The organism is Kitasatospora sp. NPDC002522, from assembly GCF_053595195.1.
This window is the reverse complement of record NZ_JBSFXE010000003.1, coordinates 63,503-78,141: the sequence shown is the minus strand read 5'-3', so window position 1 is coordinate 78,141 and position 14,639 is coordinate 63,503. Positions and strand designations below refer to the sequence as shown.

The 14,639-nt window shown below is 73.1% G+C and carries 26 protein-coding genes; 10 read left to right on the top strand and 16 right to left on the bottom strand.

The window, feature by feature from the left end; genetic code table 11:
• Positions 1-145 precede the first annotated feature (145 nt).
• On the top strand, positions 146-1,150 hold the full coding sequence (locus ACWD4U_RS03390; protein ID WP_363453603.1) for a PHP domain-containing protein: 1,005 nt from the start codon (positions 146-148) through the stop codon (positions 1,148-1,150).
• Positions 1,151-1,179: 29 nt separating this feature from the next.
• On the top strand, positions 1,180-1,905 hold the full coding sequence (locus ACWD4U_RS03385; RefSeq protein WP_363453429.1) for a VOC family protein: 726 nt from the start codon (positions 1,180-1,182) through the stop codon (positions 1,903-1,905).
• A 22-nt stretch (positions 1,906-1,927) separates the two neighbouring features.
• Here ACWD4U_RS03385 and ACWD4U_RS03380 read toward each other — a convergent pair whose 3' ends face one another.
• Positions 1,928-2,725, bottom strand: coding sequence for a tyrosine-protein phosphatase (locus ACWD4U_RS03380; RefSeq protein WP_363453431.1), 798 nt, complete (start codon positions 2,723-2,725; stop codon positions 1,928-1,930).
• Between the two features lie 240 nt (positions 2,726-2,965).
• Between ACWD4U_RS03380 and ACWD4U_RS03375 the strand changes: the two genes are divergently transcribed.
• On the top strand, positions 2,966-3,532 hold the full coding sequence (locus ACWD4U_RS03375) for a DJ-1/PfpI family protein (protein ID WP_363453433.1): 567 nt from the start codon (positions 2,966-2,968) through the stop codon (positions 3,530-3,532).
• A 65-nt stretch (positions 3,533-3,597) separates the two neighbouring features.
• Positions 3,598-4,203, top strand: coding sequence for a TIGR03086 family metal-binding protein (locus tag ACWD4U_RS03370; RefSeq protein WP_363453435.1), 606 nt, complete (start codon positions 3,598-3,600; stop codon positions 4,201-4,203).
• Positions 4,204-4,210: 7 nt separating this feature from the next.
• Here ACWD4U_RS03370 and ACWD4U_RS03365 read toward each other — a convergent pair whose 3' ends face one another.
• Positions 4,211-4,600, bottom strand: coding sequence for an SCO5389 family protein (locus ACWD4U_RS03365; protein WP_363453437.1), 390 nt, complete (start codon positions 4,598-4,600; stop codon positions 4,211-4,213).
• 207 nt (positions 4,601-4,807) lie between these two features.
• Between ACWD4U_RS03365 and ACWD4U_RS03360 the strand changes: the two genes are divergently transcribed.
• The gene (locus ACWD4U_RS03360; RefSeq protein WP_363453439.1) at positions 4,808-5,074 is read left to right on the top strand and encodes a DUF2630 family protein; all 267 of its coding nucleotides are present in this window, start codon (positions 4,808-4,810) and stop codon (positions 5,072-5,074) included.
• Here ACWD4U_RS03360 and ACWD4U_RS03355 read toward each other — a convergent pair.
• Complete coding sequence (locus ACWD4U_RS03355; protein WP_363453441.1) at positions 5,062-5,541, bottom strand: MarR family winged helix-turn-helix transcriptional regulator; 480 nt, start codon at positions 5,539-5,541, stop codon at positions 5,062-5,064. The genes ACWD4U_RS03360 and ACWD4U_RS03355 overlap by 13 nt on opposite strands.
• Positions 5,542-5,674: 133 nt before the next feature.
• On the opposite strand from ACWD4U_RS03355, the gene ACWD4U_RS03350 reads away from it, so the two are divergent.
• Complete coding sequence (locus ACWD4U_RS03350; protein ID WP_363453443.1) at positions 5,675-6,085, top strand: organic hydroperoxide resistance protein; 411 nt, start codon at positions 5,675-5,677, stop codon at positions 6,083-6,085.
• Positions 6,086-6,199: 114 nt separating this feature from the next.
• Here ACWD4U_RS03350 and ACWD4U_RS03345 read toward each other — a convergent pair whose 3' ends face one another.
• On the bottom strand, positions 6,200-6,982 hold the full coding sequence (locus ACWD4U_RS03345) for an SGNH/GDSL hydrolase family protein (RefSeq protein ID WP_363453445.1): 783 nt from the start codon (positions 6,980-6,982) through the stop codon (positions 6,200-6,202).
• A 145-nt stretch (positions 6,983-7,127) separates the two neighbouring features.
• Between ACWD4U_RS03345 and ACWD4U_RS03340 the strand changes: the two genes are divergently transcribed.
• From ACWD4U_RS03340 to ACWD4U_RS03325, 4 genes are all read left to right on the top strand, one after another.
• A complete protein-coding gene (locus ACWD4U_RS03340; RefSeq protein ID WP_363453447.1) occupies positions 7,128-8,060 on the top strand; it encodes a tyrosine-type recombinase/integrase in 933 nt (310 codons plus the stop codon).
• A 159-nt stretch (positions 8,061-8,219) separates the two neighbouring features.
• The gene (locus tag ACWD4U_RS03335) at positions 8,220-8,519 is read left to right on the top strand and encodes a DUF6303 family protein (RefSeq protein WP_363453449.1); all 300 of its coding nucleotides are present in this window, start codon (positions 8,220-8,222) and stop codon (positions 8,517-8,519) included.
• Entirely contained in the window at positions 8,519-8,818 is a 300-nt protein-coding gene (locus tag ACWD4U_RS03330; RefSeq protein WP_363453451.1) for a hypothetical protein, read from the top strand. Before ACWD4U_RS03335 ends, ACWD4U_RS03330 begins: the two co-directional genes overlap by 1 nt.
• Entirely contained in the window at positions 8,818-9,045 is a 228-nt protein-coding gene (locus ACWD4U_RS03325) for a hypothetical protein (RefSeq protein WP_363453453.1), read from the top strand. Before ACWD4U_RS03330 ends, ACWD4U_RS03325 begins: the two co-directional genes overlap by 1 nt.
• Positions 9,046-9,322: 277 nt before the next feature.
• Here ACWD4U_RS03325 and ACWD4U_RS03320 read toward each other — a convergent pair whose 3' ends face one another.
• Genes ACWD4U_RS03320 through ACWD4U_RS03265 form a run of 12 tightly spaced genes read right to left on the bottom strand, consistent with a single transcriptional unit; the run spans position 9,323 to position 14,636 of the window.
• On the bottom strand, positions 9,323-10,138 hold the full coding sequence (locus ACWD4U_RS03320; protein WP_363453455.1) for a peptidoglycan-binding domain-containing protein: 816 nt from the start codon (positions 10,136-10,138) through the stop codon (positions 9,323-9,325).
• A gap of 10 nt (positions 10,139-10,148) precedes the next feature.
• A complete protein-coding gene (locus tag ACWD4U_RS03315) occupies positions 10,149-11,012 on the bottom strand; it encodes a hypothetical protein (protein ID WP_363453457.1) in 864 nt (287 codons plus the stop codon).
• A 2-nt stretch (positions 11,013-11,014) separates the two neighbouring features.
• Positions 11,015-11,434 carry a hypothetical protein gene (locus ACWD4U_RS03310; protein ID WP_363453459.1) on the bottom strand — a complete coding sequence of 140 codons (420 nt, stop codon included), beginning with the start codon at positions 11,432-11,434 and terminating at the stop codon, positions 11,015-11,017.
• 1 nt (position 11,435) lies between these two features.
• On the bottom strand, positions 11,436-11,570 hold the full coding sequence (locus tag ACWD4U_RS03305) for a hypothetical protein (RefSeq protein WP_363453460.1): 135 nt from the start codon (positions 11,568-11,570) through the stop codon (positions 11,436-11,438).
• Between the two features lie 14 nt (positions 11,571-11,584).
• Positions 11,585-11,782, bottom strand: a complete 198-nt coding sequence (locus ACWD4U_RS03300; RefSeq protein ID WP_363453462.1) for a hypothetical protein — start codon at positions 11,780-11,782, stop codon at positions 11,585-11,587.
• Positions 11,779-12,039, bottom strand: a complete 261-nt coding sequence (locus tag ACWD4U_RS03295) for a hypothetical protein (RefSeq protein WP_363453464.1) — start codon at positions 12,037-12,039, stop codon at positions 11,779-11,781. Before ACWD4U_RS03295 ends, ACWD4U_RS03300 begins: the two co-directional genes overlap by 4 nt.
• Positions 12,039-12,500 carry a hypothetical protein gene (locus ACWD4U_RS03290; RefSeq protein WP_363453466.1) on the bottom strand — a complete coding sequence of 154 codons (462 nt, stop codon included), beginning with the start codon at positions 12,498-12,500 and terminating at the stop codon, positions 12,039-12,041. Before ACWD4U_RS03290 ends, ACWD4U_RS03295 begins: the two co-directional genes overlap by 1 nt.
• A gap of 9 nt (positions 12,501-12,509) precedes the next feature.
• Positions 12,510-13,229, bottom strand: a complete 720-nt coding sequence (locus ACWD4U_RS03285; protein WP_363453468.1) for a C40 family peptidase — start codon at positions 13,227-13,229, stop codon at positions 12,510-12,512.
• Positions 13,226-13,861: a LysM domain-containing protein gene (locus ACWD4U_RS03280; protein ID WP_363453470.1), complete on the bottom strand. Its 636-nt coding sequence runs from the start codon at positions 13,859-13,861 to the stop codon at positions 13,226-13,228. Before ACWD4U_RS03280 ends, ACWD4U_RS03285 begins: the two co-directional genes overlap by 4 nt.
• On the bottom strand, positions 13,861-14,208 hold the full coding sequence (locus ACWD4U_RS03275) for a hypothetical protein (protein ID WP_363453472.1): 348 nt from the start codon (positions 14,206-14,208) through the stop codon (positions 13,861-13,863). The genes ACWD4U_RS03280 and ACWD4U_RS03275 overlap by 1 nt, the downstream gene beginning before the upstream one ends.
• The gene (locus ACWD4U_RS03270; protein ID WP_363453474.1) at positions 14,208-14,357 is read right to left on the bottom strand and encodes a hypothetical protein; all 150 of its coding nucleotides are present in this window, start codon (positions 14,355-14,357) and stop codon (positions 14,208-14,210) included. Before ACWD4U_RS03270 ends, ACWD4U_RS03275 begins: the two co-directional genes overlap by 1 nt.
• Positions 14,358-14,366: 9 nt before the next feature.
• Complete coding sequence (locus tag ACWD4U_RS03265; protein ID WP_363453476.1) at positions 14,367-14,636, bottom strand: hypothetical protein; 270 nt, start codon at positions 14,634-14,636, stop codon at positions 14,367-14,369.
• Between the last annotated feature and the right edge of the window lie 3 nt (positions 14,637-14,639).

Here is a 14,639-nt window from a genome sequence, read left to right as displayed (position 1 = left end):
CCGGGAGGGTGGGGGCGGCGGGGGCTCCAGGAGGAGTAAACCAATGAGACAGAGTGTCAACAAGGGGTTCGGCGGCTTGCGCCCCCGCGCACCGGATCTGCGCGCCTACGTGCGCACCGAGCCCGGGCCCGCGCAGACTGGCCGCATGGACCCGGTCACCGCCCTGGAACGGATCGCCTTCCTGCTGGAGCGTGAACTCGCCTCCCCGTACCGGGTGAAGGCGTTCCGCACCGCTGCCACCGCCGCCGCCCGGCTACCGGCCGGGCCGGTCGAACTCGCCGAGGCCGAACGCCTGCCCGGCGTCGGGCCGGTCACCGCCCGGGTGATCGTCGACGCGGCCGCCGGTCGCACCCCCGAGTACCTGCTGGAGGCCGAGGCCCGCGCCGCCCAGGGACCCGCCCCGTCCACCGCCGCGCTGCGCCTGCGCGAGAAGGTGCAGGGCGACTGCCACCTGCACTCGGACTGGTCCGACGGCACCGTCCCGATCGAGCAGATGGCCCGCACCGCCCGCGACCTCGGCCACCACTGGGCGGTGCTCACCGACCACTCGCCGCGGCTGACCGTCGCCAACGGCCTCAGCCCGCAGCGGCTGCGCGAACAGCTCGACCTGATCGAGGACCTCAACCGGGAGCTCGCGCCGTTCCGGCTGCTCACCGGGATCGAGTGCGACATCCTCGACGACGGTTCGCTCGACCAGGAGGACGAGCTGCTCGCCCGCCTCGACGTGGTGGTCGCCTCGGTGCACTCCAAGCTCAAGATGGACGCCGCCGCGATGACCCGCCGGATGCTCGCCGCCGTCCGCAACCCGCTGGTCGACGTGCTGGGCCACTGCACCGGCCGACGGCTCGGCGACAAGCCCAGGCCGCAGTCCGCGTTCGACGCCGAGGCGGTGTTCACCGCCTGCCGGGAGCACGACACCGCCGTGGAGATCAACTGCCGCCCCGACCGGCAGGACCCGCCGGACGACCTGCTCGCCCAGGCCGTCGACCTCGGCTGCCTGTTCACCATCGACACCGACGCCCACGCCCCCGGACAGCTCGACTGGCAGATCGCCGGCTGCGAACGCGCCGCCGCCCTCGGCCTGGACGCCGAACGCATCCTCACCTGCTGGTCCGCCGAGCACCTGCTGGCCTGGGCCGGCGCCCGCTGACCGTCGGCCCCGGCCGCTACCCTGCCGGGATGACGGAGACGACAGAGAAGACAGAGACGCCGGAGATGACGACCGCTCAGCAGCGGATCCGGCCCATGACGTTCCACGCGGCCGAGGGCACCGGGGACTGGCGGGTGCTCGGCGAGGGCGCCTGCGCCTACTTCCGCACCACGAGCTTCGCGGACGGCGTCCGGCTGGTCACCGCGATCGGCGAGGCGGTGGCCGCGGTCGGCGAGACGGCGACGCCCGGAGTAGGCGCGCCGGACGTGGACCTGCGGCCCGAGGGCGTCACCGTCCGGCTGATCGAGACCGCCGGGTTCTACGGCCTCACCGAGCAGCACGTCGACACCGCCCGGCGGATCTCCGCCGCCGCCCGGGCGCTCGGCGCGGTCGCCGAACCCTGGGCGGTGCAGACCGTGCAGGTGACCGTCGACGCGCTGGAACGGCCCGCGGTGGTGGCGTTCTGGCGGGCCCTGCTCGGCTACCGCGACCGGGCCGGCAGCGACGAGGACCTGCTCGACCCCGCGCGGCGCGGCGCCCCGTTCTACTTCCAGCAGATGGACGAGCCGCGCCCGCAGCGCAACCGGGTGCACGTCGACGTGTGGGTGCCGCACGACCAGGCCGAGGCCCGGATCGCCGCCGCCGTGGCCGCGGGCGGACGCCTGGTCACCGACGAGCACGCGCCCAACCACTGGGTGCTGGCCGACCCCGAGGGCAACGAGGCCTGCGTCGGCGCGGCGGGCGCCGCGGGGTGAGCAGGCGCCGGGTGACGGCCCGTCAGGCCGCCACCAGCCGCCCGCGCAGGCTGTCCAGCGTCTCGTCCTTGAGGCCGAGGCCAGCGCGGGCGTAGCTCTCCGGGTCGCCCCAGTGGTCGGCCAGCGTGTCCAGGGCGGCGGCCAGGTACTCGGCGCGGACCGAGAAGACCGCGTCCGCGATCTCCGGGTCGCCGCCCGCCGCGGTGAAACGTTCCACCAGCGGCGCGAAACGGGCGCGCACCGCCGGGTCCACCGACAGGTACTCGGTGCGCACCGTCGCCTCGTCCGCGCCGAGCAGCAGCAGGACGAGGGTGGCGCCCCAGCCGGTGCGGTCCTTGCCCGCGGTGCAGTGGAACAGCACCGGGCCGCCGCCCTGGTGCGCGAGCGCGGTGATCAGCTGCTTGTAGGCCTGCCGGGCGGAGGCGCTGGTCACGAACGCCCGGTAGTCCTCGCGCAGCGCCCGGGCCGCCTTCCCGCCGCCGAGCGCCCGGTTGGCCGCCGCCGGGTCGGCCAGCGCCGCCGCCAGCGCGGCGGTGGTGCCGCTGCCCGCCTGGTCCGCCAGCACGTCCGCGACCAGCAGGTGCGCGCCGGCCGGCACCCGGTCGGGGAAGGCCGCGCGCTCCGCGTCGGTGCGCAGGTCGATCACGGTGCGCACCCCCAACGCGCTGAACATCGGATCGCCGACCGGGTCCAGCTGGTCCAACTGGCCCGAGCGCAGCGCCAGTCCGGGCCGCACCCGGGCGCCGCCGGGCAGTCCGATCCCGCCGAGGTCACGGAGGTTGGCGACGGTGGCGGAGTCCACGATGTGCGAGTGCTGCATGACGACCTCCCGGCTGGCGGACCTTGCCAGCACGCTAGGCGTGGCCCGGGCGGGTCGCCCCCGGAGTACCGCCGCCCGGGCGGGCCGCTGCGGCGACCGGGGGAGCGCGCACCCGGCCGCCCCGCGCGCCCGGTGCGACACGGCGCGCGCCCCGTTGCCTGACGGTCCGTCACCGGGCAGGGTGGCTTGGGTCCGGCCCGGCCGGGGCCGCGACGCGCGACGAAGGGACGGAATCCCCGCATGGCAGCGAAGATCCTGATCATCACCGGCGACGCGGCCGAGTCACTGGAGGTGTTCTACCCGTACCAGCGGCTGCTGGAGGAGGGCTACCAGGTCGACATCGCCGCGCCGACCCGAAAGACGCTGCAGTTCGTGGTCCACGACTTCGTCCCCGGCTACGACACCTACACCGAGAAGCCCGGCTACACCTGGCCCGCCGACCTGGCCTTCGCCGACGTCGACCCGGCCGACTACGTCGCGCTGGTGCTGCCCGGCGGCCGCGCCCCCGAGTACCTGCGCAACGACCCCGAGGTGCAGCGGATCGTCGCCCACTTCTTCGCCGAGGACAAGCCGCTCGCGCAGATCTGCCACGGCCCGCTGATCCCGCTGCGCACCGGCGTGCTGGCCGGGCGCCGCACCGCCGCCTACCCGGCCCTGGAGCCGGACGTGGCGGCCGGCGGCGCCAACTTCGTCGACGGCGACGCCGTGGTCGACGGCACCGTGGTCTCCGCCCGGGCCTGGCCGGACCACCCGACGTGGATGCGCGCCTTCGTCGAGCTGCTGCGCGACAAGGCCCCCGTCGACTGACTTCCGCCGCCCCGTACGGGGTGTCGGCTTGCCCGTCCGGCTCCGGGCGGGCAAGCGTGGGACCCATGGCAGCTCACCTCGACGACGACGCCCTGCTCTCCCTCTACGCCCAGGCGCTGGACCGCTTCGGCGCACTGGTCCGCGCCGTGCCGGCCGACGGCTGGCAGGGGGCCACCCCGTGCACCGACTGGACGGTGCGCGAGCTGGTCAACCACCTGACCGCCGAACAGCTGTGGGTGCCTCCCATGCTGTCCGGCGCCACGGTCGCCGAACTCGGCGACCGGTTCGACGGCGACGTGCTGGGCGACGACCCGGTGGCCGCCTGGACCGCCGCCGCCGACGCGGCCCGCACCGCCTTCGAGGAGCCCGGCGCGCTCGCCCGCACCGTGCACCTCTCCTACGGCGACCGCCGGGCCGCCGGCTACGCCCGTGAGATGGTCGTCGACGCCGTCCTGCACGGCTGGGACCTCGCGCAGGGCATCGGCGCCGACGCCCGGATGGACCCCGCGGCCGCCGACTTCGCGCTCGCCGAGGTCACCCCGCACGCCGGCGCGCTGGCGGCCTCCGGGCTGTTCGCCGACCCCGTCCCGGTGCCCGCGGACGCGGACGCCCAGACCCGCCTGCTCGGCCTGGTCGGCCGCGACCCCGCGCACCCGATGGGCGCCGCCTGACGCCGGGTCAGCAGTCCCGCAGCTCCGGGGACTGGTTCAGCAGCTGGGCCCGCGGCGAGGTGAACTCGCGGTAGGCGTCGCCGTGTTCGGCGTGCGGGTGGAAGGCCGCCAGGCGGTGGCAGTTCTGGAACGCGAGCTTCACCGAGAAGTGCCGCTCCAGCGCGCCGCGGATCGAGTCACTGGCCAGGGCACGCAGCAGCTGGGCCCGCTCGGCCTCGCTCGGGGCGATCGTGTTGTCGGCGAACTCGGCGCTGGAGGTGGCCAGTTCGGCGCTCAGGTCGTTGACCAGGCGGTAGGCGTAGGGGAGCGAGGTGCGGACGGTGGCGAGGAAGTCGGCGTCGGAGACCTCGTCGCGCTCGGCCAGGGCCAGCAGGGCGGGGGAGACGTCCAGGGACACGGGAGCCTGCTCTCTGGTTGGTAGTGGAATTCGTTTTCAATAAGAGATCCTGGCCTCCGGCCTGACGCAGTGTCAATTCGGCTCGCTCGTTCGGGGCGACACCGTGCGGCGCCTGGGTAGCGGCGGGTCGGGCGCGTTCCTAGAGTGGGGTGTGCGGACCCGCCGGTGCGGGTCCGCGGGCGCAGACGACCTTCGAGGAGGCCCCCGATGGACCAGCAGCGCAGCGGCGCCGCCGATCGCCGCATCCTGGAGCGGATCAACGAGATGGTCGAGGCCGAGCGGACCCTGCGCGCCGCGCTCGCCGACGGCCGGATCGACCAGTCCACCGAGCACCGTGAGCTCAAGGACATCGAGGAGCAGCTCGACCAGTGCTGGGACCTGCTCCGGCAGCGCCGGGCCCGGGTCGACGCGGGCGAGGACCCGGACCAGGCCAGCGTGCGCAGTGTCGAGGAAGTGGAGCGCTACGAGTCGTAGTGCGCGGCGGCGTCCATGTTGGCGGTGACCCGGGTGAGCAGGTCGCGCAGGGTGCGCAGGTCCTCCAGGGGGAGGCCGGAGGCGGCCAGGATGTGGCGCGGGACGGGGTGGGCGCGCTCGCGCAGCTCGCGGCCGGCCGGGGTCGGCGAGACGATCACCGACCGCTCGTCCTCGGGGCAGCGGTCGCGGCGGACCAGGCCGGCCGCCTCCAGGCGCTTGAGCAGCGGGGAGAGGGTGCCGGAGTCCAGGCGCAGCCGTTCGCCGAGCTGCTTGACCGGCAGTGAGCCGTCCTCCCAGAGCACCAGCATCACCAGGTACTGCGGGTAGGTCAGGCCGAGGTCCTTGAGCGCGGTGCGGTAGACGCCGCCGAAGGCGCGGGCGGCGGCGTTCAGCGAGAAACAGATCTGGCGGTCCAGGAGCAGCAGGTCCTCGTCCGCGGGTCGGGGGTTCTCGCCGTGCGTGGTCATGGCTCCAGGGTAGCAAGCGGGCCATTCAGTTGTGCGCAATTCAGTTGTGTGCAATAGTTCTGGGGCAGGACAGGGCAGAGACCCCGGGGCCGGACCGGCCGACGGGGTCCCGTGAACGCACAGGAGGCTTGGAATGGACGCGCTCTACACCGCCGTCGCCACCGCGAACGGCCGCGAGGGCCGTGCCGTCAGCTCGGACGGCCAGCTGGACCTCACCCTCGCGATGCCGCCGGCGCTCGGCGGGAGCGGGCAGGGCACCAACCCCGAGCAGCTCTTCGCCGCCGGCTACGCGGCCTGTTTCTCCAGCGCGCTGGGCCTGGTCGGCCGGCAGGCGCGGGTCGACACCTCCGAGGTGTCGGTGACCGCCGAGGTCAGCATCGGCAAGGACGAGACCAGCTTCGGCCTGTCCGTGGTGCTGCGGGTGGAGCTGCCCGAGGCGCTGGCCGGTGAGACCGGTGAGCTGCTGGTGAAGCAGGCCCACCAGGTCTGCCCGTACTCCAAGGCCACGGCCGGGAACATTCCGGTGGAGCTGGTCGTCGAATAAGGCGAGGCAGGGGTCTCACCTGGGGTCTGCGGGCCGCATCCGCGTGGGGGCGGGGCGGCCCGCAGTGGTGTCTCCAGGGGCGCGCGTCTCGTGGGTGCGCGCCCCTGGGGCGGCTCAGAGCGGGAGCAGCTCGGGGCGCTTGGGCTCGACGTGGTCGCCGGAGGACTCGCCGCGCAGCCGGCGCCCCACCCACGGCAGCAGGAAGGTGCGGGCCCACTGCAGGTTCTCCCGGCGCTGCTCGGCGGCCGAGGTGACCGGAGCGGGCGGCCAGGCGGCCTCCGGGTCGCCGGCCACGGCCAGGCCCAGCGAGCGGGCGGCCAGCAGCGCCACCCGCTGGTGGCCCTCGGGCGAGAGGTGCAGCCGGTCGTCCGACCAGGCCCGCCGGTCGTGCACCGCGCGCAGCGACCACAGGTCGGCCACCGCGAGGCCGTGGCGGTCGGCGATCGCCCGCAGGTGGACGTTGTAGGTGGCGATCTTCCCGCGCAGGTGACGCAGGATCGGGACGTCGCGGGTGTCGAAGCCGGTGCAGATCAGGATCGTCCCGGCGTTCTCGCGCAGCTCCAGCACCGCCGCCTCGAAGTGCTCGGCGATCAGGTCCGGGTCGCTGCCCGGGCGCAGGATGTCGTTGCCGCCCGCGCACAGGGTGACCAGGTCGGGCTGGAGCTCGCGGACCCGGGGGACCTGCTCGGCGACGATCTGGTCCAGCAGGCGGCCGCGGACGGCGAGGTTGGCGTAGCGGAACGCGTGCTCCGGGCGGCCTTCCGCCAGCATCCCGGCCAGCCGGTCGGCCCAGCCGGCGAACCGGCCTTCGGGGCCGGGGTCGTTGAGTCCCTCGGTGAAGCTGTCACCGAGGGCGGCGTACGAACTGAGGTCAAGGGTCTCCTGGTAGTCGGCCATGCAGGAGATGGTTCACCTTGTGAAGTGACTTACGCCACCGTATGTTCCCGAGATGTCCCTGTTGGCGGCATAGTCGGGTTTGCTGCATTTCTGGCATATGACAGAAATGCTGGAATCGTGGTCCCTGCTCATGACCGCGGTGGGCATGTCCCCCCGCACGGTCCGCGACCGCACCGCGGCGATTGAGCGGCTCAGCCGCCTCGCCGGCGGGAACGTCACGGCGATCACCCGGGACCACGTGCTCTCGTTCCTCGGCCGGCCGGGCCACTCCCAATGGACCCGGTGCACGTACTACGGCCACATCGAAGCGTGGACCACCTTCGCGCGGTGCCCCGAACTGCTGGACGGCATCCCCCGTCCCAGGACTCCCCGCCGGCTGCCGGACCCCCTGCCGGAGGCGGACCTGGACCGGATGCTCGCCGCGGCACGGGGCACGGTGGAGGAGGTCTGGCTGCTCCTGGGGGCGTTCGCCGGGCTGAGGCTCGGTGAGATCGCAGCCCTGGAGGGCTCATCCATCCGGGGGGAGAAGTTGCGGCTGAACGGCAAGGGCGGGCGGGTCGACGTCCTGAAGCTGCCGCCGGTGCTGTTGGACGCCCTCCGCCCGTGGGCGGGGACCCCGGGGCGTCTGTGGCACATCCCCGCCCGCTCCCTCGCCCGCCGGCTGACCGCGCTCGCGCAGCGGCTCGGCGTGCACCGCTACCGAACCCACCGCCTCCGGCACCGCTACGGCTCGGAGGTCTACCGCACCACCCGGGACCTGCTGGTGACGCAGCGCCTGATGCGGCACAGCAGCCCGGCCACCACCGCCGGCTACGCGGCCCTCCACGACGAGGACGCCGACGCCGCGGTCGACCAGCTCCGCGGCGCGACCGGGGAGCCCCTCACGAAGGAGACGAAGCGAAGTGAGTGTGAGCGCACCAAAACCGACGATCGACGCCAGCTGTCAGCCCGTATCCGCCGCCGCAATCAGCCGCCAACTCGCCAAGGCCGGCTTCGTGCGGTCGGTCTCGACCGGCGACGGGTCCGGCACCTGCACCCATGGATTCATCTCGCTGCGGACGACCCCCTGGAGCGTTGAGGTCTGCGTTCGTCCGCAGAGCCGAGCCGACCTTCAGGTGCAGACCGACCGGCATGAGGCCGAGTTGCGGGTCCTCGGGTACACCACCGAGCAGTACCAGGGGCAGTACACCGATGCGCCTCTCGTCATCAAGGTGACCCGACGGGTTGGGGAGGCGAAGTGAGCGAGCCCTACCCCCAGGCGATCCTGTCCAGCCCCCGCAAGCACCGCCCGCACTGGGTGCTGTTCGTCGTGACCCCCGGCATGAACCCGTGGCCCGAGCACGCCTGGCGGTACTACCACGGCACGGCGCCGACCATCGCGGAGCGGACCGCCGCGCTGGCCGAGCTGGACTTCGCCTACGCGGACGACCACCGCGATTGGTCCTGGGAGGAGATCCAGGTCGACCAGGGCGATGACGCGCCGGTGGAGCTGACCGCCACCGCGCGGGTGCGGCCGGCCATGGGGGGCGGGTCCTGATGGCCGAGCAGGCCGGGCGGTTCCGCGCGCCGAGCTCGTTCGACGTGCGCGCCGCGCTGGACACGCTGCGCGAAGACTGGGGCGGCACGGTCGCGCGCTTCGATGCGACCCGGGCCAGGGTCGCGGAGCAGTACGAGACGAGGATCGGCCCGCTGGGCTCGGTCCAGGACGTGATGGAGGCCCGCATCATGCACCTGGAGGGGGAGCTGGACATCCTGCTGCGGGCCGTGGGCGTGGATCGCGAGGAGTTGCCGGCCTCGCTGGCATGGCTGAGGTCGAGACCGAAGGAGGAGAGCTGATGGCTGCTCGGGTGCCGTTCGTGGTGCGGTCGGAGATCACGGGGCTGGTGGACCACTACGCGCGGCGGTGGGGCTGCGTGAACTGCCGCCAGGTGCAGGTGCGGCTGGCGGAGTTGACCGGGGACCAGGGGGTGGAGGGCCTCTTGGAGGACGAGTTGCTGATCGCCATGGGTCACCTGGGTCGGGTCCACCAGGACGAGCCGTCCACGGCCTACCTGGTCGCGTAGCGGGACCTCCCGCGGCATATGCGGGAGGTCCCTGGATTGATCCTACAAAACGCTGAGAGCCCGTCACCCTGGGGAGGGTGGCGGGCTCTTGCCCTGAGCACTCGGGGGGAGTGCTCGGAGCGGCGGGGGAGTAGGGGGGTCCGGTCCTCTCCCCCGTGTCGATCTGCCAGCCACGCTAGCAGTCAAACCGGTGCGTACGCTACGAAATAGGTCCGCTGGTCGAACTATAATCGAGCATCGCACCTGGTCATGACAGGCTGGACAAACTGGCGAGTGATCAGGTACGGGGGGCGGTCCACGCGGCGGCCCAGGTGACCGGCCCAACGATGCCGTCGACCACCAACCCCTTCTCCTGCTGGAATGCCCGGCAAACGCCGGCGGACTGCGGCCCGTACCAGCCGTCCATGTCGATCGACCAGCGGCGCGCGGCCATCTGCTGCTGCCACTGGCGGACGTCGTCGCCGTGCAGCATCGGCGACTGGACGCGCAGGTACCGGCCGGGCCACTGCGGGTAGGCCGGCGCGGCCGGAGGCGCCGGGGTCGGCGCGGGGGCGGGCTGTCCCGTCACGGTGTTGACGTGCGCGGCCGGGACGCCGCCGAGCGCGGGGTCCGCCGAGATGATGCCCTCCGGGTAGGCCGGCACCCCGTAGCCGTACGGGCCCGAGGGGCCGCGGCGGGGGCGGGTGCGCTGGTGCACGCCGTCGCCCCACGCCGAGCGGCCGTCCGCCGAGGTGTTGCCCTCGATGGTGAAGATGTTGTCGGCGTCGTAGCCGACCACGACGCCGGTGTGGGCGCCGCCCCCGTCGCCGAGGTAGAACGGGCCGCCCAGGACCGGGTACTGGGTCCAGCGGCCGTGCTGCTGCCACCAGTCGACGGCGGTGAGGCACGAGGCGGTCATGGGCCAGAGCTGGTCCATGCCGAGCTGGTGGGCGCCCCACGCCTCGAAGGTCGCGCACCAGGGCTGGTCCTGCGACCACTCCAGGCCGGGGGTCTCGGCGGAGTAGCGCTGGTGGTTGTTCCAGGTGCCGTCCGCGTTCTGGCCCTCGTGGACGCCGTCCTGGGACAGCAGCAGGTTGACGTACTCGTCGCGCATGCGAGTTCTCCTACGGGATGGTGTTGAGCGGGAAGTGGCCGCTGACGATGTACTCGTTGCCGGCGGCGATGCCGAGTCCGGAGCCGGTGGGCACGTTGACGTTGCCGCCCGTGCCGACGTACAGGTGGCCGAACGTCAGGACGCCGCCGTTGTTGCGCTGGCACCACACCGGTTGTGAGCCGGCGGGGCGGTAGCCGGCGGGCAGGGTGAACACGGGGTTGGTCGGTGCGGTCGCCCCCGCGACGAACACGCCGACCATGTGGACGTTGTCCTCGGCGTCCAGGCGGTACTGGAGCGAGTGGTAGCCGACGTTGCCGTTGAAGCTCGTGCCCGCGGCCCAGTTGGTGCCGTAGCTGGGGGTCTGCCAGGTCGCGCCGGTCTTGGTGACGGCCCCGGTGAGCTTGAAGTTGGCGGGGGTGCCTGCTTGGAGGCTGTCGAGCCGGAGTTCGCTCTTCGGCAGGCCGAAGATGCCGGCGTCGAAGATGAGCCGCGGCGCGTAGTCGGCGCTGCCGGAGGTGGTGTCGCCGGCGCCGACGAGCGTCATGGTGTTCAGGTCGGCGGTGATGTAGGCCGCGCCGCCGGTCCACTTGTTCCCGGTGTTCGGGTTGTACCCGCCGAACAGCAACTTGCCCGGGGTGAGCTGGGCGAAGGACGTGGTGCCGTCCTCGGCGGTCAAGGTGTTGTCGCTGGACTGGAGCTGGATGCGGGGGGTGCCGGCGGTGGTGCGGATGACCGCGCCGGTGATGACCTTGCCGTCGATCGCGTCCGCGGACAACTTGGTGCCGACGACCGAGCCGTCGATGAGCTGTCCGCCGTCGATGGGGCCGGTGATGGCGGAGCCGGGCAGGGTCGTGATCGGGTTGTCGAACGCCATGGTCAGGCACTCCCGGGGGTCAAGGTGGTGAGGGTCCGCCAGAGGGTGTACTGGAGGGATGCGCTGCACTTCGAGCCCGGGGTGAGGCCGGTCCACTGCATGATCACGGGCATGGTGGGGTGGATGGTGATGGGGCTCCGCTCGTCCGCGATGTCGAAGGCCGGCGACTTGGAGCCGTCGCGGATCCGGATCGGGTTGATGTACCCCTCGTAGAGCAGCACCGCGCCGTTGGTCGAGCTGTTGCCGGTGACGAAAGTCGTGGCCCGCTCGATCCGGTAGAAGTAGTCGACGTCGGGCGGGTCCCAGACGATCGTCGCGGTGCCGGAGGCGTCGGCGGTCGCGGTGCTTTCCAGCGCGGGCGGGTAGTCGACCAGGGTCACGCGCGCGCCGGTGATCGTCGACTGCTGCTGAGGCAGGAACAACTCAGCCTCCGGGGAGGAGCTTGACGATGAACGGGCGGCGCGCGCCACGGCCCTCGTACGCGTCCCATAGCGCCAGGGCGCCGATCAGGATGCCGCTGTAGCCGAGCAGCAGGGCGACGCGCTGCGAGCGGATCACTGGCCGGCGGCGGCTCACTGCCGGTCCGCCGGCGGCTCGGTGCGCTGCGGGGGCGGGGTGAGCGCGGCGCCGCCGGTGAGGCCGGCCAGGAACACCGACTCCAGGGCGGGCAACGGCTGGTGGCCGAGCGCGACCAGGACGACGTCGCCGACGAGCGCGAGCGCGGCCAGGCCGAGCAGACCGGCGGCAGGGATCAGGGCACGGACGTTCACGGTGTCTCCAGGGTGAGTTGGGCGGCGGCCGGGGGTGGAGGGCTCTGTAGGCTCGCCACGGTGCGGCCGAGAGCGTCGACGGTGCCGGACAGCGACTCGACCTGATCGGCGAGCCCGGACACGGCGTCAGGGAGCTGGGAGAGGGCGAGGATCCACAGGGCGGTGCGGCCGATCCGGCGGGCGACGTAGCCGACGATCGTCCCGACCGCGATGACGGTGCCGGCCGCTGTGCCGAGCAGAGTCAAGTTGAGGTGCATCAGTCCACCCCGCCCAGGTACAGCACGCCCTCCACGGTGCCGGTGACGACCTCCACGAACAGCGCGTCGGAGACGTTGATGCCGCCGCCGCTGGGCATGACGTTCGCGGCGGCGCCGGCCGGGAAGGCGATGACGCCGAGCAGTTGGCCGCCGGCCTCCCGGCCGTCCCACAGCCGCACCACGGCGGCCGCGCCGGTGGTCTCCCGGACCGACCAGCCGACGATCCGTCCCGCGCTCGACAGCGGGCGCTGGGAGCCGTTCGGTGCGACACCGATGGCCACCGGCCGGGCGGCGCGCAGGGCGACGCCGTTGATGGACTGCGCGAGGTCGGCCTGGAGCTGGGACAGCCACCGGATGTACTCGACCTCGGGGACCTGGTCGTCGTCCTGGTCCGGCACGGTGACGTCGAGTCGGGCGGCGGCGGGGCCGGCGTGCTGACGCCACGGCGACAGGGAGCCCATGGAGTCCTCCTACGGGACGGGGAGTTGGGCCAGCTTCTCGCTGGCAGCGTCGTTCAGGGGCTTGGTGGTGATGTAGCCGCCGAGCAGGACCAGGCCGCCGCCGACGGCGACGCCGAGCACGGCCAGGGCGACCGCGCCGAGCGCGTCGGTCATGCCGTGGCCGAGCAGGCCGCCGGACCCGCCGAGCTTCCCCGCCAGCCACCCGGGGAGCTTGAACGGGTTCAGGGGGATGCCCCAAGGGGTCAAGTCCAGCGCGGCGTCGTAGCCGGCCTGCTGGAGGCCGGCCGTCGACACGGTGCCGTCGACGTTCGCCGCGGCCGGTGACGGGGCGTCAGCGCCGCCGCTGCCCGCGGTGCCGAGCACCCGGCGCACCCGGTCTACAGCTCGAGTATTGAGCGGGGCGATCCGGATCGGGACGCCGCTGCGGGCGGCCTCCAGTACCTGGCCGCCACCGGCGTAGATCGCCACGTGGTTGCCCGGGCCCGGGTTGCCGCCGCTGTCGGGGTAGGTGAACGTCACCAGGTCCCCGGGCTGAATCTGATCGAGGCTCACGCCGACACCCGCGTTGCGCTGTTCCTGGCTGGTGCGCGGGATGTCGACGCCGATCGAGTGGAACGCCCCCTGGGTGTACCCGGAGCAGTCGTAGCCGTCGGGGCCGGTGCCGCCCCACACGTACGGCTTGCCGAGCTGGGCTCGGGCCCAGCCCAACAGGTCGGTGAGCGCGGTCACTGGAGGTTCCAGCCGCCGGGGATCGCCACCGACGACCCGTTGAACAGCGCGTGGTCGATGCCGCGGGTCCGGAGGGTCGCCTGGGTGTCGGCAGGCCGGATGCCCGGCTGGAGTTGGTAGTCCCACAGCTCGTTGGCGTTGTGGCCGTACTTCGCGGCGAGCCCGGAGTAGGTGTCGCCCGAGTGCGCGGTGTACCAGACCGTCTGCGGCCGGGGCGGCTGCTGGACCGGTGCCGGGGTGGGGGCCGGGGCCGGCCGGGGCGGTCTCTGGATCGGCACCGGCACGGGTGTCGGGATCTTGGTGACGACACTCGTGATGGGCGGGGCGGTCGTGCCCGGCTTGTTCCGCAGGTCGGAGATCTCCTTCTGGAGCCCCTCGTACTCCTGCTGCCAGGCGTTCCACATGTCGTAGGGCCCGGAGTCGAAGCCGCTGCCGGCGGCCTGCACCGCACTGGTGTTGGTGGCGTCGCCGGCGGCGGCCTTGCGCTTGCGGCCAGCGAGCAGCGCGACCACGGCGACGGTGCCGCCGGCGGCGAGCACCGCGAGGTTGCGCTGGCCGCCCACGCGCGCCGCCAGGCCGCCGCCCATGCCGCTGGCAGGTGCCTCCGGCGCAGGCCCGGGGGTGGTGGGCATCAGGCACCTCCGGAGGGCTGACGGCGCGCCAGACGCTGGGCGAAGATGCGGCGCGACGGGTCGCCGAGGGGCCCTTCGACCAGACCGGACGCGATGGTCGCGTAGCCGCCGTTGCGGTACGGCACGGTGCCGGGGCCGAGCTGGTTGCCCAGCCCGCGAAAGTCCTGCGGCGCGATGGCGTACCCGTTGAAGGTGATCGACGGGTCCTTGTCCGCGGGCCCGTACGGGTGCGTGCGGAAGCCCTGCACGCGGGTCCAGATCTCCGTCAGCAGCCCGCGCGCGGTCGACCGGCCGTTCGGGTCCTCCCCGAACTCGCTGACGGGCGCGACGTACTGGTTGGCGAACATCAGCGGCCCTGGAACGTCTTGGTGACGCTGCTCAGGCCGGCCGCGCCCTCGCGGATCAGTGTGCCGCCGCCGCTCGCGTAGTTGAGCGCCAGGTAGAGGGCGATCAGGCCGCCGGACACGGCCAGGTAGTGGTTGAAGAAGCCCTTCATCGGGTCACCTCACGTGTAGAGCGCGGTAGCGGACGTGGTCCACTCGGCGGGCAGCAGGGTGCCGCCGGTGGACGGTGCAGGGGCGGAGGCCGGCGGCGCCGCCCCGCCGTGCTTGCGCAGGTCGGGGATGGCCGGGACGGTCGGGTCCAGGACGTGGTTGATGACGGCGGCGAGGCTGGTCAGCAGACCTCCCGCGCGCTCGGCCGCGGCGTTGCTGCTGACCGCGGCCTCCAGCAGCGCGAGGCCGAGCATCCCGGTGAACAGGGCCCGCCAGTTCATAGG